Below are 17,333 nucleotides of genomic sequence, written 5' to 3'. Positions count from 1 at the left end.
ACCCGACTACTCGATCTGATGAATCTTGGCTGCTTCACGCAGATCAGTTTGCGTCTTCCGTTCCAACGCGATTTTGATGAACAAGGTGACAAGTGCAAGCAGAGTTAACAGAGATGCCGCAGCAAAAGAAGCCGCGTAAGTCTCGGATGATCCCCCTTCGAAGAGGGTGTTGACACGGATGGGCAACGTTTCGGTTTTATTGATGATCCGTCCGGAAACAACGTAGACGGCCCCGTATTCACCCATTGCGCGGGCGTTACAGAGGATAATCCCGTACAGCAGCCCCCACTTCATATTGGGCAGACTGACTCGCCAGAACATCTGCCAGCCGTTCGCTCCCAGGCTGATGGCGGCAACCTCTTCGTCAGGGCCGATGGCTTCCATGACAGGAATGAGTTCCCGCGCGACGAAGGGCAGCGTCACGAAGGTGGTCGCCAGTGCAATTCCCGGCCAGTTAAACAGAATTTTCAAACCATTCGCCTGTAACCAGCCTCCGAAAACGCCATGGTTGGCAAACAACATGACGAACATCAGGCCCACCACGACGGGCGAAATGGCGAAGGGAAGATCAATGATGGTTGTGAGCAGCGTGCGACCAGGAAATCGAAACCGCGTAATGACCCAGGCCGCCGCCACACCAAAAATGACATTGGCCAGCACCGCGATCGGGACGACGAAAAGTGTCAGCTTGATCGCATGCATGGTCTCGCGATCGGTCAGATTTTTGAAATACGTCCCGATACCGCTCGAGAAGGCGTGATAGAAGACGTTACTGATGGGCAGAATCACCAGCACAAACAGCACGAGCACGGAAAGTGAGATCAGGCCCCAGCGAACCCACCACGGATCTTCTTGTGCCGAACGGCCCCGAAGTATCGAATTGGCATTCGTTGGGGGAAGGTGTTTCGGAACCGCGTGCATTGTGATCGTCTTTGCGGGGAGGAAGGACAGAAGACCGAGCCGGGAACTGAGGCGATCGACTGACGGTCGATCAGGGCATCATGTCAGGTCAATTCGCCGACGAGTTGGCGGCACTTGTCCTGCGTTCCAGGGCGTTAATGATGATAAGCATGATGAATGACGCAATCAGAAGCACCACCGCGACCGCCGTTGCCTCGGCCCACTTGAATTCGTCCAGCTTCTGAACGATCAGTACCGGGGCGATTTCTGTCTTCAGCGGGGTATTACTCGAGACGAACACGACTGAGCCGTATTCTCCGATGGCTCGAGCGAAAGTCAGTGCGAATCCTGTTGTGAGAGCCGGATAGAGGGCTGGCAGGATCACCCGGGTAAACGTCTGCCAACGGGTGGCACCTAGACACGCCGCAGCCTCTTCGATATCCGCGTCCATACTTTCCAGTACGGGCTGGACCGTCCGTACTACGAAGGGAAGCCCAATGAAAGTCAGCACCAGCACGATGGCAGAGGTGGAATAAGCCAGTTCAATTCCCATGGGAACCAGGAACTGCCCGATCCAGCCTTTGGGGACGTACAAGCTTGAGTAGACGAGCCCGGCAACCGCAGTCGGAAGAGCGAACGGGAGATCGACCAGTGAGTCGAATAAGCGTTTGAACGGAAACTCATAACGAACCAGCACCCAGGCCAGGAGCAGTCCCAGAATCGTGTCGGTGACTGCGGCAATGGCCGAGGTGCTGAAGGTGACAAAATAGGCTGCCTGGGCTCGTGGGGTCCAGGCGGCGGCGAGAAACTGCTCAAAAGTGAGAGAACTCGCTTTGGCAATCAGTGCAGCTAACGGAATCACGACCAGTAGGCACAGGTAGGATATCGCAAGGCTGAGACTCAGACGAAACCCCGGCAGAATGCGATGTGATGCCATGAAAATGTCGACCTCAGATCAGAAACTCATACAGCTACGGCGGATAAAATAGAGTTGCGCAGTTTCGTGACATATCCGCATCTCGTCAACTGGGATCGCGCCAAGGCTGAAAACCGGAATTGTCGCCTACTGTTTCGAGTAAATTTTGTCGAAGATGCCCCCGTCGGCAAAGAACTTCGCCTGAGCTTCTTCCCAACTCGGTACCAGATCGGTGATCAGGAACAGCTTGATCGGCTGAAATTGTTCCGCGACTTTCTGAGCGATCTCAGGATCCGTCGGGCGATAGTAGTGCTTGGCAATGATCTCCTGTCCCTCTTTTGTGTACAGGAACTTGAGGTACGCTTCCGCAGCGGCGCGGGTTCCTTTCGTCTCGACGTTCTTGTCAACAACGGCCACATGGGGTTCGTGGAGGATGCTGACAGGGGGATAGACCAGTTCCAGTTCGCCCTTGGATTCTTTCACTTCCAGATAGGCTTCACTTTCCATCGTGATATGCACATCGCCGATCCCCTTCTGAGCGAAGGTCATCGTGGCACCACGGGCACCGGTATCCAGGTTGGGAGCGTTCAAGTAGAGCTTCTTGATAAACTCAGTCGCTTGCTCTTCTGTACCACCATTAAGAACCACGCTTCCCCATGCGCCCAGCAGGCTGAGGCGGCCATTCCCGGAGGTTTTCGGGTTCGGTGTGATGACAGCAATGCCTGGCTTTACGAGGTCACTCCAGTCCTTGATCCCCTTCGGGTTCCCTTTGCGGACCACGAATACCACTGTCGATGTGTAGGGGAGAGAGCGGTTCTCGAAGGTGTTCTCCCAATTGTCCTTGAGCAGCCCATTCTTTCGAAGAGCGTCGGTATCGGTCCAGATCGACAGGGTCGCGACGTCGGCTTCGAGACCATCGATGATCGAACGTGCCTGACTGCCGGAAGAGCCGTGGGACTGGTCGATCGTAATTGTCTGGCCCGATTCCTTTTCGTAGACGGGAATGAAGGCCTGATTGAGTTCTTTCCACAGTTCACGCGTCGGGTCGTACGAGACGTTGAGCAATTTCACGGCGCCGCCCGAGCTTCCTCCCGAACCTGTGTGATCTCCGGTGCAACCCACTGCCAGAAACAGAAGGGGAGCGGTCAGGACAAGAGCCCGGATAAAAGTGCCAATTGCGCGACGCATGAAAATAGACCCCAAACTAAATATCACTGAAATTATCGACAATATGAGCAGCCGATTTGTGGACGGTGCGAGATCAAAGCCGGGCACCGCGTCGAAATCTTGCGATCAGATGCCGTCGCCACCGATAAATGCCGAGCTGAAAACCTCTGACTTTGTGACCGGTGCGGTGCCGTAAACAGCTGCCAGATTGGCCTCGTCCATTCGACGAGAGGAATAATTGCGGATGTCGAGCATGATACGCCGGAAGCGACAAGTCGCTTCCTGACTGCAGGGCTCGTAGGCTGTAGCAGAAACACATCCGATCGGTGCGATCAGTCCGTCGAAGAAACGGACGATCTGACCCATCGTGATCTCTTCCGGGCGTTTCGCAAGTTCGAACCCACCAATCCGACCGGGGATGCTTTTCACCCAGCCCTTGGTCTTGAGTTCGAGCATGATATGTTCCAGGAAGCGGCGCGGTACGTCATTCTTTTCAGCGAGTTCTCTGATGGAAACTGGCCCCTGCCCATATCTTCCAACAAGCGTCATGAGCGCACGGAGCGCGTAATCCGACTTTCGCGACACTTTCATCGACTTTGCCGCCTCTCCGTCTTGAAGGTTAAATACGACTATGTGACTGATATTATTCGGGTCATGACGAGCTTGTCAAATTGACCGTCAAAACTCCTCCTTCAAAACGCACGATTGAGCGTTTTGCCCACTGCCCGTGAGAAGGGATGGACGAGGAGCGAAAACTGGCTGATGTCATCTTGTGCCGACTGCCGTAACCTGTTGGAGTCGAACAATTTGCCGCCCCGTTCAAGGGGTGCCGCACGCGCTACTGTGCATCGCGTCGTGCGCGATACCCCGCGGAGTTATTGACGTAGTGCTGGAAGGTAGTGGCCAGCCTCTGCCGCTGCTCCGGTGTTAATTCTTTGATCTGGCGAGCCGGGCATCCTGCCCACAGGGTATGAGGCGGAACGACCGTCCCTTCAAGCACGACGGCTCCGGCGGCGATGAGAGCCCCCTCACCGATCACACAGCGGCTGAGAACGGTCGCACCAATACCAATCAGGGCACCGTCCCCGACGGTGGAGGCATGTACGATCGCCCGATGTCCCAGCGTCACGCGGTTCCCGATGATGCAGGGGGTATCGGCTTCGATGTGCAGAATCGATCCGTCCTGGATGTTCGACTCTTCCCCCACCTCAATCCACTGCTGATCACCCCGAAGGATGCAGCCGAACCAGACTGAGCTTCTTGCTTTCAAACGGACACGCCCCACAACAACGGCTCCATCAGCCACAAACGCTGTCGGATCAATTTGCGGAACGGCGTGCAGCGCCGACCAGTCCCAGAGGACGTCCGGGTAAGCCACCGATGGAACAGGGGGGAGTTCTGGTGGGGCTGAAGGCCAGTTGGCCGTCTCGGGGACCATTTCATCTGAAGAATTGCGATTCAAGAGTAAATCCAGGCTCAAAGTTATCTAAATTTGCCGTTTCAGCTCGGCAATGGCGGAAATGGGACACTCGCTTAGAACGGTCGGCACCGCTTCACACAGGGGGTGGCTACCTGTCGGTTCTGCCAGCATCTCGGCCAGAGTGGTTTGGGCAAACGATTTCTCAACCATCCCCAGCGCTTCGTCCATGCGATGGTGCAGTGGACATAATTGCTTGCCGTGGGACTTGATGTTGAGAGGGCAAGTATGAATGCGCTCAATCGGCTCCACCGCATTCACGACTTCCAGAATCGTGAGCTCTTGAGGAGTTTTGACGAGCGTTACACCTCCACCGGTTCCCCGTTGACTGCGGACAATCTGATTCCGTCCCAGGTTCTGTAAGACTTTGGACAGATACGGTTTCGGAACCTGCGTGGCGAGCGCGATCTGGTCGGTGGTGCGGGCGTTCGGGGCGTGGTCGGCCAGATAGACGACGGCTCGTAGAGCATATTCTACTGTCTGAGAAAACATGCCTGCATTCCCATTGTCACTAAAATGGACATTGACGTCCAGTTTCTAAGGTCGTACAGTGATTGGAAAGCGACGCCGAGATCCAGTATCGGAGGAACAAGACCTGACGGTCAATGTTCAGCCGTGGAATTTCTGCGTTCGGACGTGATGAGCATTCCATTGTGAAATGACTTATTGCGGTCGACACCGGGTTTTCTTCTTTACAGGAAGACACCAGCATGAGTCCATCTATCGATCGCGCCGTCCACACTAAGATTCGGAGATCGAGTCTCTGGAGTGGCATCCTCACTCTCATTCTGTTGGGTCTCGGTTCGCCGTTTAGCGCGTTGTGCGGAGAAGATTACGAACGAGAGCCCATCAATTATGACACGGCGACTCCCGAGAATCCCATTAGTCGTCTGCAGTCTGCACTAGAAGAGGGGGCGGTCTCGCTGAGTTACGAGGCCAATACGGGCTACTTGAACTCACTCCTGCAGGCACTCGAAGTTCCCGTCTCGTCCCAGACGCTGGTCTTTTCCAAGACGAGTCTGCAGCGCAATCGGATTACCCCTCGTTCACCTCGCGCACTTTACTTTAATGACGATGTCTATGTCGGTTACTGCCAGGATGGCGATGTCCTCGAACTGTCCGTCGCGGATCCAAACTTAGGCGGGGTCTTCTACACGCTGGATCAGAAGGCTGAGAAAGCGACGCTGGTCCGTCAGAATGACCACTGCCTGACTTGCCACAGTTCCAACAACACGAAGGGTGTGCCCGGTCATCTGGTTCGGTCGGTTTACGTCGACCAGAGTGGATTCCCGATTTTCTCGATGGGAACTCATCGCATCGATCATTCCAGTCCCCTCGAAAAACGCTGGGGAGGCTGGTACGTGACGGGGACTCACGGGGATCAGAAGCATCTGGGCAATCTGGTCATGACGGGGACAAAACAGAAAGAGCCCGTCGATAACAGTGCTGGCCAGAATGTGACCAGCCTCGATCGTCGCTTCAAACACTCCAGTTACCTGACACCCCACAGTGATCTGGTGGCTCTGATGGTACTCGAGCATCAGGTGGAAGCTCACAATCTGATCACGAAGGCGAACTTTGAAACCCGGCAAGCCCTCCATACAGAAGCCGGAATGAATAAAGCGCTGAACGAACCACCCGAGCATCGCTGGGAAAGCACGACCACCCGCATTCGCAATACTGCAGACAGATTGGTGAAGTATCTGCTGTTCTGCGACGAAGCTCCGCTCCATGGCAGATTGACCGGCACCAGTAGCTATGCTGATGAATTCACGCAGTGGGGTCCCCGGGATGAACAAGGTCGATCTTTACGCGATTTCGATCTGGAACGTCGTCTGTTCAAGTATCCCTGCAGTTATCTGGTGTACTCCAAATCTTTTGATTCCCTTCCTGGGGAGGTAAAGGAAGTTGTCTATCGGAAGCTGTGGGACATACTCACGGCGACCGGACCGCAAAAAGACTATAAGCATCTTTCCGATACTGATCGCAGCTCCATCCTGGAAATACTTCGATCCACGAAAAAGGATCTCCCCCCCTACTGGTATCCCTCGCAATCGGCGGCCGATACCGCATCGAGCGTTGGCGCGCCAGAGCAGAAAATCGACTGAATTCCCCACTGCTTTGACGGCCTTTCCGTGCCAGTCTCTCCCTGATGACGATGCCGCTTCAGGACAAAAACTGATAATCTCGCCCAGGAATCGCCGGACCGCTATCACGATTCTGACGCGGGAAGCAAGTTCCCCGGGGAACTGTCTCGGCATCTGACATGCTATGCTTTCTGAGGCCGTCGTTCACGTTGCGAGATTGAGGCAACTCGTAGTGATGGGGAATCAATGCTGAGTAACAAACGGTGCTGTTTCACGGCAGAAACTCATCTGGCCACGCTTTGGACTCAAACGTCTGGCCGTCGACCGTCTCTTCGAGCCTGCGCCGGAGTAATGGCAGGCATCCTCTGTTATGCCACCTTCATTCTGATCGTCGGTACTGCGGGTGCGCAGGAACGCCCGACGACGAAAGCGACGGTCGATGAGTTGCTTGGTCGACTCGATGCACCGACACTCTCTGAACGATCGCAGGCAGAACGTCAGATCCTGGATCTGGGGCCGCAGGTTCTGCAACAGCTACCAATACCGGAATTGATCGAAAGTGTTTCGGCCCGCGAATCAATCCGGCGGATTCGGTTACAACTTGAGAGGCGCGCTGCACGCGAGTCGTCTCGCGCGGCGCGAGTGACTCTCGAAGGAGATTTTTCTCTCGAACAACTCCTTCAGCAGATTCAAATGCAGACAGGGAATAGGCTCACGCTCCATAAATCAGCTGCGGCGGTCCAACGCCAGAACCGCAAGGTAGTGTGGAACCAGGTGTCGTTCTGGGAAGCTCTCGATCAGCTTTGCGAATGGGAGCAGGTTCGCTGGCGATTCGCTGAAGAGGACGCTGCCATTATCGTCGAACTTCCCGAAGCAGAATCCACTCGCCCGTCCGGTCTTCAACGAACGGGACCATTCCGACTTGCCATCGAGACGGTCGAGCGGCGTCCCATCGTTGGTGAACAAGGACAGCAATTGATCCGCGTGCGCGGTCAACTTTCGATCGAACCTCGCCTGCGCCCCCTGTTCCTCGCGATGGCCGCTGCAGACGTTGTCGCAACCGCAGACACGGATCGTTTACTCGCCGCCTGGAATCCGGATGCACGGTACGAACATCCTGCCGGTGATGGGGGAAGACAGATCCCCGTCCAATGGGACTATTCCCTGCGAGAGCCACTGTCCGTGAGCGAACTGGCGCTGCAGGGACGCATTCACTGTCAGATCGCCGCCTCAACCGAGCGAATCGTCTTTGACCGGACATCAATGGTGAAGGGGACTGTTCGCCGCAGAGGTGGCGTTTCGGTTCGACTGAAAGATGTGGAGTTCGATTCAACGCCACCCGCAGGGGTGAATGCAGAGATCGATATCGCGGTCACGTATGACTCGGGAGGACCGGCGTTTGAGTCTCATCGAACCTGGATTTTCCATAATGCGGTCTATCTCGAAACCCGGGAGGGCGTACGAACCAGCTTCACCAGCTTTGAGACGACCCAGCAGTCCGACGGAGCAGTTGGGGTGACTTACTACTGGACTGCGCTCGCCGACCCACGAGACCAGTATCGCTTCGTGTACGAGGCACCGACACTCATCATCAACGTTCCCGTTGACATTGACCTGCGGAAAATCCCTGTCCCGAAGGAGACTGAATAGGTCAAACTTCGTTTGGCTCACAGAAAGCCGCTCGAACCGCGGCAATGTTGTCGCACGAAGTCGCAGCTTCATTCACCCCAGCCGACGTCCCATGAAGTTGACTTTGGTGTAATAAACACGACGATATTCACATTACTTCCGTCTGATGTATTCCTCGTGCCCGGAACACCGCCCGTCGTGATGTTCGAAATTGGGAATTGGCGGATTGATCGAGTCAGTATCTACGTGACGAAATCTTGATCGAAGCGAAACTGATGGCGAAATTGACAAAGCTTCCCGCAGGGACACCGCTGACATTCTCACCGTCGCAATTGATATCCAACGTCTCCCTGGGGCTGACTCTGATTGGACTGTTCATCTGCAGCAATAACAGTGCAGGTGCAGACCCTGGAGAGTTGGACTTCAATCGTGATATCAGACCCATCCTGGCCGAGAACTGCTTCTATTGTCATGGTCAGGATGGAAACAAACGCCAGGGCGATCTGCGACTGGATTTGCGCGATGCCGCAGTGGCTGCTGGAGCAATCGTCCCGGGCGATGCTGCGGCGAGTACCCTCGTTCAGCGAATCCATGCAGACGACCCCGAACAGTTGATGCCCCCTTCCAATTCAAACCGCCGACTGAGTGCTGAGCAGAAAACACTGCTCGCAAAATGGATCACCGACGGGGCAAAATATCGAACGCACTGGGCGTTCACGGCACCTGTCCGTCCGGCCGAGCCAGAAGTAAAACTCAGCGGGTGGGTTCGTACGCCCATTGATCGCTTTGTACTCGCCAAGCTTGAAGCGGAAGGGCTCCCACCTTCAACGGAAGCGGATCGAGCGACCTTGATCAAGCGACTTTCGGTCGACTTAACCGGGCTTCCTCCCCGACCTGAAGAAGTCGAATCCTTCATGAAGGACAACAGTGAGGGGGCCTACGAGGCGCTGGTCGATCGGCTGCTCAACAGCCCTCACTACGGCGAACGCATGGCACTGAGCTGGCTCGACGCGGCTCGCTATGCCGACAGTAACGGTTTCCAGCAGGATGGCGACACGTGGCAGTGGATCTGGCGCGACTGGGTCGTCAAAGCGTTGAACAACGATCTTCCGTTTGACCAGTTCACAATCTGGCAGTTGGCGGGTGACCTGCTGCCAGATGCCTCGAACGATCAGAAAATCGCCAGCGGATTTAATCGCAATCATCTTCTGAACGGTGAAGGGGGGGCGATTCCGGAAGAACAGCGTTTCGTAAATCTCTTCGACCGCATGGACACGACATCGACGAACTGGCTGGGGCTGACGATGGCATGTGTCCAGTGCCACGACCACAAATATGATCCGATCACCCAGCGTGACTACTACAGTCTGCTCGACGCTTTCAACCGCGTACCAGAGAGTGGAACACCGCAGTACTTTTCGTCCCGTATCCGCGTCGCAGCTCCGTTTATCGAACTTCCCACAGACGAAAATAAAGCGAGATTTGCCGAGCTGGAGACGCAGATTGCGGCCTCAGGTGTCGACGCAAAGCTGGCTGCAGATTCGGCGTTTGAAGGCTGGAAGACCGGACTCTTTGCCGATGGAAAACCGGCCGAAGGGAACGGGCTGCCTGAGCCTGTTGCCGCAATCTTGCGAAAGCCCGACGGCGAGCGAACCGATGAGGAAAAGAAGTCACTCGAACCATCGCTGCGGAAATACTTCGACGAGAAAGTCCGTTCGACTCTGGTGTCGAAGATTCCGGCTCTGGCCAAACTTGACGGTCTCAACCGCCAGCTTGCCGACTATCGCGCCGACCAGTTGCCACGGGTCATGGTGATGAGCGACGCCGCGCCGCGTGAAACGAAAATACTGGATCGCGGCGAGTATCTTTCTCCGACCGAGAAAGTCTTGTTCGCAACACCTGCGTTCCTGCCACCACTGCCCGCTGATGCGCCACGGAACCGGCTTGGTTTTGCTCAATGGCTTTTTATCCCCGAACATCCGCTGACCGCTCGTGTTCAAGTCAATCGAATGTGGCAGCACTTTTTCGGTACAGGCATCGTGAAGACGTCCGAAGATTTCGGCGTTCAAAGCGAATTCCCGATTCATGGCGAACTGCTCGACTGGCTGGCGGATGAGTTTCGCCAGCGGGGATGGAGCATGAAGTCCATGCACAAACTGATTGTCATGAGTGCGACGTACCGACAGTCCAGTAAGCTGACCCCCGAGCTGAAGGCGCGAGACATCGAAAATCGGCTGTATGCTCGCGCCTCGCGGATGCGAATGCCGTCATTGATACTGCGAGACTGGGCACTTGCCTCTTCGGGACTTCTGGATCCTCGTATCGGCGGACGCCCCGTTTACCCGTATCAGCCCGATGCGGTGTGGGAAGCTCTGGCGATCACCAAGGAACGGGATTTCACTTATCCTGCCTCTCAGGGAGCAGACCTGTACCGGCGCAGCATCTACACGTTCTGGCGGCGGACGGTCAATCCGTCCAATATGTTTGACACTTCGAACCGGCAGACTTGTCGAGTGCGTTCGATACCGACCAGTTCTCCTTTACATGCCCTGACCACGCTGAACGATCCCACGTGGGTCGAAGCGGCACGCATGCTGGCAGAAAACTGTCTGCACCACGCCCCCGATCGAAGTCAGCAACTGTCTTACGCCTTTGAACGCGTCCTTTGCAGGACTCCCACGGCGTCTGACCTCGCCCGTCTGCATCGAGCTTACGACCGTCAGTTCGCGATTTATCAGAATGAAGTGGATCACGCCAAGACGCTGCTGAAGGTTGGCGCTGCCCCCCGTGATGAATCGCTCAACGTTTCCGAGCACGCGGCACTCACCGCCGTCTGTCTGGGAATCCTGAATTTTGACGAAGCGCTCACACGAGAATAGAAGAGAGCCGGAATGTTTGACCTGCTACAAAACCAGATGTTGAAGTTTCATCGTCGTCAGTTCCTCGGTTCCAGTACCAGCGGAATTGGCCTCGCTGCGCTGGCGCGACTGATGGGCGAAAAACCGGCCGAGGCTTCTGACGCTGAAGGGAGGCTGCAGGCCGGATTGAGAGGATTACCCGATCTGCCACATTTCCCTCCGAAAGCAAAGAGGGTGGTGGTCCTCTGGCAGGGTGGGGGGCCGTCCCACGTCGACTTGTTTGACGATAAGCCGATGCTGAGAGAGATGGCCGGCAAGGATATTCCGGATAGTGTTCGAGGGACAACGCGTCTGTCGACCATGTCGAGCGGCTACGGGAAGTGGCCCTGTGTCCCTGCCATCAAGCCTCACCGCGCCTACGGTCAGGCGGGAACCGTCATGAGTGAGATGCTGCCCAGTGTGGGAGGCATCGCAGACGACATCTGTCTTGTTCGCAGCATGCATACGGAAGCGGTCAATCACGCGCCGGGAGTAACCTTCTTCATGACGGGGGCTCAGGTTCCGGGGCGACCAAGTATGGGAGCGTGGCTCTCGTACGGATTGGGGAGTGTGACGGATAACCTGCCGACATTCGTCGTGATGACGTCCAGTGACCGCGCGAAGACCTGTGGACAGTTATTCTTCGACTACTACTGGGGAAGCGGATTCCTGCCCAGTCGTTATCAAGGGGTGCGATTCCGGAACACGGGTGATCTCGTCCCTTACCTGACAAATCCACCTGGCGTCAGTTCCCAGGCACGTCGCGCATTGCTGGATGAAATCGTCGACATGAACGCCGCTCATCTCGAGGACTACGGCGATCCTGAGATTGAAACGCGGATTTCGCAGTACGAAATGGCGTTCCGCATGCAGACCAGCGTTCCGGATCTGGTCGACTTCTCTAACGAAACGAAAGCAACGATCGATCGATATGGCCCCGATGCGCTGATCAAGGGGACGTTCGCCAACAACTGCCTGATCACCCGACGCCTGCTGGAACGGGGTGTCAGTTTTGTGCAGTTGATGCACGCGGGGTGGGACCAGCACAGCAATCTGTTTACTCATCTGGAAACGCAGTGCCTCGATACCGAAGGCCCCTCGGCCGCTCTCGTTCTTGACTTGAAGGAACGGGGCATGCTTGACGATACGCTCGTCGTCTGGGGAGGTGAGTTCGGGCGAACGCCGTTCGGTCAGGGAGACCCAGCCAGTCCCAAGGGACGCGACCATTTCGGTCGCGCCTATAGCTGGTGGCTTGCCGGAGGAGGAATCAAGCCCGGTCACGTTCACGGCGCGACCGATGAATTTGGCTGGAACATCACGTCCGATCCGGTGCATGTTCATGACATGCAGGCCACAATTTTGAAACTGTGTGGTGTCGATCACACCCGTCTCACATATCGCTATCAGGGCCGGCAATACCGGTTGACTGACGTTCATGGTGAGATTGTGGAGGGAATCCTTGCTTGACCCCCTGCTGACGAGCCGGTTTCTGTTCCCCGAGATACGGAAACAAGTGAGTTCAGAGCAGATCGCGCAGGTGGAAGTGGTGTTTGCCTAGTTTTCCGCCGTAGTTTCCTGCAGTGATTCTCAGGACACCCGGCATGCCCGCAGCTGCGTGAAGACCCTGGCGCATCGCCTGGTTCACTGCATCAAAGTTTAATCCGTCGATCACGACTTCGTAGACGGCCTGGCAATCAGCCGGCAGTTCGGATGGAGTCAGTGAGCGAAGCGTAGGGCAGTAGGCATCGTTCGTACTCGCCTTGAGTTTCGGATATCGCGAACCCACTTTGCTTCCTGAACGTACGATCCCTCCGGGAAAGGGGAGCGCGACATCGGGGACTTTTCGAATGGCATCCGCCGCCGCTTCCGTCGCGACTAGGGCTGAGATTTGATTTGTGCCGCAGATCAACAGATTGCCCCCGGCGACCCCCGTGATCGTGCCGAAGTAGTCTTCACAGAGAAATTCCCCATCCATGACCGGGATTCTCCAGAACCGTCGGTGATCCGGTTTCTTCGACTTTTGAAAGCCGTCACCAAAGTAACGAATGGCGCCGCCGATCCGAATTTGTTTTTCCCTGGGACAATTTTCGATTCCGTTGAAACAAGCCGTGGTCGGGCAGGTCAGCACACACTGTCCGACACGGCTTTGCAGTGACTTGGCCAGGGCGTCGATCGAAAATGCAAAGACCAGCACAGAAACCCCGGGCCGCCCATCTGGCGTCTCGCCCGACGGGATCGTTTGTTCCACAGCCGCTTCGACATCACAGGCGATGACACTGGTTGCGTTGCCGCACAATTCAGTGGCGGCAGTCAGGGCCCAGCGTTCACTGATCGCAGTCAGCACGAGCCGCGTTGCTTTAATGGGGAACGCTTCCGCAAATGTATCGACAACTTCGACATCATTGATTCGTAAGCTGCTGAGAGACTCGGATTGTTCGGGAGGCATTTCCAGGTCCGTGAGTCACATCGGTGGATATCAAGATTACAGGCGTCGATCGTCACAGTTGCAGATCTCAGAACGATTGGCCTCCCCTCATGAGGTTGTCTCAGTGAGGGAAATCCGCTCCTTCAGTGACTCGACCGACTCATCGACTGTCAGCTTGATGTGAAAGTATTCACTCAGATTTGACGTGCGAAACACCTGGCGAAGGAAATCATTCAGCCCGCACAGTGCCAATCGTCCTCCTCGGCGATGCAGATTCCGATGCAGGGCGATCAATTTTCCAATCGCCGAACTCGTCATGATTTTCACCTGGCTCAGGTCCAGCGTTATCCAGTTGCGCCCAGATATCTCAACCAGTTTCGTCAATTCGAAACCGAATTGTTCGATGTTGTCTTCTTCTGTAAGACTGGGCCGTACGACGGTCAGGACGACAACCGGCGCCCTGTCTTCAATCGTGAAGTACGTCGCATTGAAGTCTTGCAGTGTCATGCGGGGGACTCTCCCGTTCAGCTTCGACAAAATGACGCGTTGCCCGAACAGCACGGCCGATGCACATGCGACCGATATCATCTCGAGTTCCCGGCATTTCCACCGGGGCGTAGCTTCGTTCCGTACCGCAGACCCAGCCGGGGCGACTGGATTCACTTTCGACCATGACTTCCAACGACCGCCCCAGCAGCGATTGATAATAGCGTTGAGCCAGGTCCCGCTCCAGTTGTTCCAGACGAGCCATCCGTTCATTTCGGATAGTTCCGTGGACTTGCTCACCATATTCCGCTGCGGGCGTGCCTTTCCGCGGACTGAATGGGAAGAGATGAATTTTCATGAACTCGGCCTGACGGCACGTTTCCATCGTCTCCTCAAATTCCTCCTCGGTCTCGCCCGGGAATCCAACGATGACGTCCGTCGCAAATGCGGGACGGTCCAGCAGGTCACGCATTCGCTGGATCTTGTCGAGAAAACTTTCGACCGAGTAACGGCGGCGCATCCGCTTCAAAACCGTGTTGGATCCGCTCTGCAGCGCGGGATGAAACTGTGGGCAGAGATGTTCACTGTCGGCAAAAGCGGATATCAGCTCGTCGTCGACTTCCGCCGCTTCGATGCTGGATAACCGCATCCGCCATGAACCCGGAATCTTGTCCAGTTGCCGCAGAAGTTCGGGAAGACGGAAACGGGACTGGCCCAGACGCGCCCGCGAAGTGTCGACACCGTAGTGCCCGACATGCACACCCGTAATGATGATTTCCTGATAGCCATTGTCGATCAACCGACGCACTTCCGCTTCGATATCCGCCGCGGATCTGCTCCGCAGACCGGGACGAACCTGAGGAATAATGCAGTAGGTGCAACGCAGGATGCAGCCGTCCTGAACTTTGACGTAGGCCCGACGACGGCCTTCAAAACGGCTGATCCCCGTGGGAATGTCGACGATCCCGTGCCGTTCCAGCACGTCTGGTAATTCCCGTTTGTCAGTCACAACTTCGAAGACCGAGGGGAGTCTTGAAATGGCCTGGGGATCTCGGGTCGCGTAGCAACCCATGACCAGCGTCCGTGTCCCCGGATTATGCTTTGCCAACTGCCGAATCACCTGTCGTGAACGGGAATCGGCGTTGGAAGTGACGGTACACGTGTTTACAACGCACAGATCTGCGGTTTCGTTCTCCCGAGCTTCCCGGAATCCGTTCTTCTCGAGTGCTTCGAGTACGAGTTGCGTTTCGTATTGGTTGACTTTGCAGCCGAGCGTCACCATCCGACAAAGTTTTTCGGCCATGTTATCCTCGCCCGCTTCGGGAGCGCCACCTCCAGAGAAAGCAGCGGAAATATTCGACAAAAGGGGGATCGCTTCGATTGGTTTGTCGTGTGCCAGAAGCGTGTATCCCCGGGAGAAGCCCCCGCAGCAACAAGCCCATGGGCAGCGCTGCATCCCAAACGAAACTGACTCTCGAGGAATTCGTTTAAGGCGAATTCGCTGTGCAACAATCGTATATTCGCGAGTCAGGCCACCTGCCGCATAGCGACAGGTGGCCCAAGATTGGTTTCCGACGACGAAAGACTTCTTAGCGGCGTCGCGAGTCGTCCCGTCGACTGTCGTGCCGACCACGATAAGATCCTCGTGATTCGGTTGGCGGGACGATTACAAGGTAGGAAATCGCTTCTTCCCAGGTAGGAATTCCTTCATAGCTGACCGGAAGAACGACTTCTTCATCAGCATCTTCGGACTCCGAATCGCGATCGACACTTTGAATCTCGTCCCCATGTTCTTCGTCGCTGAATTCTTCCGACACTTCTTCTTCGAGGTCTTCCGATTCCAATTCAGAAGCGGCGGGGATGTCTGAGCGTCGGCCGCGACGACGGCGGCGGCGGCGAGGTCGACGCACTTCTCGCTCTTCCTCTTCCGGCTCTTGAACTTCATCCGTGGCCTCGACCTCGGTGAGTTCTTCGTCAGCATCGTCATACGCAGCGGGTTCATCGGCGTCACACGAATCGTCTGCTTCGAGATCAGCGGGGACGCTGGCCAGATCCGATGCAGATCGACCACGTCGTCGTCGGCGTCGACGGCGTCGGCGTGGTGGTCCACTTTCCCCGTCATCGGAATCGAATACAGATTCTTCCGGCTCACTGGTGACGGCTTCATCGATGAATTCGTCGTCCGAATCTGACAGGAAGAGGTCACCTTCGAAATCGTCTTCCGGTTCAGGGCGTCGAGTGGCGACCGGTCTTCGAGCTGGCGGCGGGGCGACCTTGTCTTCACGTTTACGGACTGGTCGGGCTTGCTTTGGACGAGGAGTTTCGACGGCGTCTTCCACTCCGGAACCGAAGTCGTTCCCCACATATTCAGACGCAGTCTCTCGTGTCTTAACGTTCTCGGCGGGGCGCTGCGGTCGGCGTTCCGCCTGGGGGCGTTTGGCCGCAGCAGGTCGTTCTGGAACCGCTCGTTCGGCTGCGGGACGATCCGCTGGAGCAGCACGCCTTGGCTTTGGTGGCTGTTCCGTACGTGGGGGACGTTCTCGGCGCGATTCTTCGCGTACCTTTGGCAGATCATTGTCGTCGTCAGCAATCGTTTCCTCGACGGCTTCGAGATTGCGGCGACGTGGCCGTTCTGGTTGTTCTCGTCGGCGTTCTTCCCGGCGTGGTGCTTCCTCACCCCGAGCGACTTCCGGCCGGGGGGATTCGGCACGAGTTGGCTCGGCTGCCCGTCGCGGCGTTTCTGACCGGCGAGCTGGTTCTTCCCGACGAGGGGCCGATTCCCGGCGCGCTGGTTCGTCCCGCTGACCCCGACGAGGTTCGGAGGAACCCGATTCCTGCCGACTACGGCGTCCCTGAGATTCGTCAGTCCGACGAGCGGGAGGAGTTTTTTCGGACTCGTCCCAGTTCCAGGATTCGAGGATATCCCAGAACTCGTCATGATCCTCATTGCCAGGAACGGTTGATTTCTTATCGGTCTCGACAACTTCCTGAGCTGTCTCTTCGACTTCGTCAAACCCTGCCTCGGCCACTGTTTCCATTTCAGCCGCCGAGCTGGATAAGGAACTTCCCGTCACAGCAGCCGCCGAATGCGACTCGGCTACGGGTGCTTCGTCATCGGGAAGTTCAAAATCGTCGTCGTCGTTGAATTGGATCCCGAACAGATCTGAGGCAATTTTGCCCCAGGAGTCATCATCAGGAGTGGAACCGCGCTGTGCAGGATTTGCCATGAGTACTTGCTGGTCGATTAGGAGAAATTAAATGGGCGGGCAAGCTCCGCTGAGGCCCGCCCTAATCTGCTTGAACTATGGCGATTTGCCACGCCTTCTGCAACAGTCTTCGTGGGTTAGAG

14 protein-coding genes are annotated in these 17,333 nt (G+C 56.2%); 4 read left to right on the top strand and 10 right to left on the bottom strand.

Translation table 11 applies throughout. The features are described from left to right. Window positions 1-6 precede the first annotated feature (6 nt). The 6 genes from cysW to ACGY09_RS01010 all read right to left on the bottom strand — a co-directional run bounded on the left by cysW (window position 7) and on the right by ACGY09_RS01010 (window position 4,952). Complete coding sequence (cysW, locus tag ACGY09_RS01035) at window positions 7-921, bottom strand: sulfate ABC transporter permease subunit CysW (protein WP_397570143.1); 915 nt, start codon at window positions 919-921, stop codon at window positions 7-9. Between the two features lie 88 nt (window positions 922-1,009). Further along, window positions 1,010-1,837 carry a sulfate ABC transporter permease subunit CysT gene (gene cysT / locus ACGY09_RS01030; protein WP_373651924.1) on the bottom strand — a complete coding sequence of 276 codons (828 nt, stop codon included), beginning with the start codon at window positions 1,835-1,837 and terminating at the stop codon, window positions 1,010-1,012. Window positions 1,838-1,963: 126 nt separating this feature from the next. Then, window positions 1,964-3,004, bottom strand: coding sequence for a sulfate ABC transporter substrate-binding protein (locus ACGY09_RS01025; protein WP_373651925.1), 1,041 nt, complete (start codon window positions 3,002-3,004; stop codon window positions 1,964-1,966). Between the two features lie 105 nt (window positions 3,005-3,109). Further along, entirely contained in the window at window positions 3,110-3,574 is a 465-nt protein-coding gene (locus ACGY09_RS01020) for an Rrf2 family transcriptional regulator (RefSeq protein ID WP_373651926.1), read from the bottom strand. 247 nt (window positions 3,575-3,821) lie between these two features. After that, on the bottom strand, window positions 3,822-4,445 hold the full coding sequence (locus ACGY09_RS01015; protein WP_397570142.1) for a gamma carbonic anhydrase family protein: 624 nt from the start codon (window positions 4,443-4,445) through the stop codon (window positions 3,822-3,824). A gap of 24 nt (window positions 4,446-4,469) precedes the next feature. Further along, entirely contained in the window at window positions 4,470-4,952 is a 483-nt protein-coding gene (locus ACGY09_RS01010) for an RrF2 family transcriptional regulator (RefSeq protein ID WP_397570141.1), read from the bottom strand. Window positions 4,953-5,170: 218 nt separating this feature from the next. Between ACGY09_RS01010 and ACGY09_RS01005 the strand changes: the two genes are divergently transcribed. The 4 genes from ACGY09_RS01005 to ACGY09_RS00990 all read left to right on the top strand — a co-directional run bounded on the left by ACGY09_RS01005 (window position 5,171) and on the right by ACGY09_RS00990 (window position 12,540). Then, window positions 5,171-6,568, top strand: a complete 1,398-nt coding sequence (locus ACGY09_RS01005; protein ID WP_397570140.1) for a hypothetical protein — start codon at window positions 5,171-5,173, stop codon at window positions 6,566-6,568. A 330-nt stretch (window positions 6,569-6,898) separates the two neighbouring features. After that, window positions 6,899-8,197 carry a hypothetical protein gene (locus tag ACGY09_RS01000; protein WP_397570139.1) on the top strand — a complete coding sequence of 433 codons (1,299 nt, stop codon included), beginning with the start codon at window positions 6,899-6,901 and terminating at the stop codon, window positions 8,195-8,197. Window positions 8,198-8,451: 254 nt separating this feature from the next. Continuing rightward, window positions 8,452-11,055 (top strand): PSD1 and planctomycete cytochrome C domain-containing protein, encoded by a 2,604-nt coding sequence (locus ACGY09_RS00995; protein ID WP_397570138.1) that lies wholly within the window; start codon window positions 8,452-8,454, stop codon window positions 11,053-11,055. Between the two features lie 12 nt (window positions 11,056-11,067). Then, window positions 11,068-12,540: a DUF1501 domain-containing protein gene (locus tag ACGY09_RS00990; protein ID WP_397570137.1), complete on the top strand. Its 1,473-nt coding sequence runs from the start codon at window positions 11,068-11,070 to the stop codon at window positions 12,538-12,540. Window positions 12,541-12,592: 52 nt separating this feature from the next. Here ACGY09_RS00990 and fhcD read toward each other — a convergent pair whose 3' ends face one another. From fhcD to ACGY09_RS00970, 4 genes are all read right to left on the bottom strand, one after another. Further along, window positions 12,593-13,519: a formylmethanofuran--tetrahydromethanopterin N-formyltransferase gene (fhcD, locus tag ACGY09_RS00985; RefSeq protein WP_373651933.1), complete on the bottom strand. Its 927-nt coding sequence runs from the start codon at window positions 13,517-13,519 to the stop codon at window positions 12,593-12,595. An 87-nt stretch (window positions 13,520-13,606) separates the two neighbouring features. Beyond that, complete coding sequence (locus ACGY09_RS00980; protein WP_373651934.1) at window positions 13,607-14,005, bottom strand: STAS domain-containing protein; 399 nt, start codon at window positions 14,003-14,005, stop codon at window positions 13,607-13,609. Beyond that, window positions 13,965-15,617 carry a tRNA (N(6)-L-threonylcarbamoyladenosine(37)-C(2))-methylthiotransferase MtaB gene (gene mtaB / locus ACGY09_RS00975; protein ID WP_397570136.1) on the bottom strand — a complete coding sequence of 551 codons (1,653 nt, stop codon included), beginning with the start codon at window positions 15,615-15,617 and terminating at the stop codon, window positions 13,965-13,967. The genes ACGY09_RS00980 and mtaB overlap by 41 nt, the downstream gene beginning before the upstream one ends. Then, window positions 15,574-17,211 (bottom strand): hypothetical protein, encoded by a 1,638-nt coding sequence (locus tag ACGY09_RS00970; protein WP_397570135.1) that lies wholly within the window; start codon window positions 17,209-17,211, stop codon window positions 15,574-15,576. The genes mtaB and ACGY09_RS00970 overlap by 44 nt, the downstream gene beginning before the upstream one ends. Window positions 17,212-17,333 lie beyond the last annotated feature (122 nt).

Source organism: Schlesneria sphaerica, assembly GCF_044336245.1.
Classification (GTDB): Bacteria; Planctomycetota; Planctomycetia; order Planctomycetales; family Planctomycetaceae; genus Schlesneria; species Schlesneria sphaerica.
The sequence above is the reverse complement of the archived record's forward strand: the minus strand, read 5'-3'. Positions and strand labels throughout refer to the sequence as shown.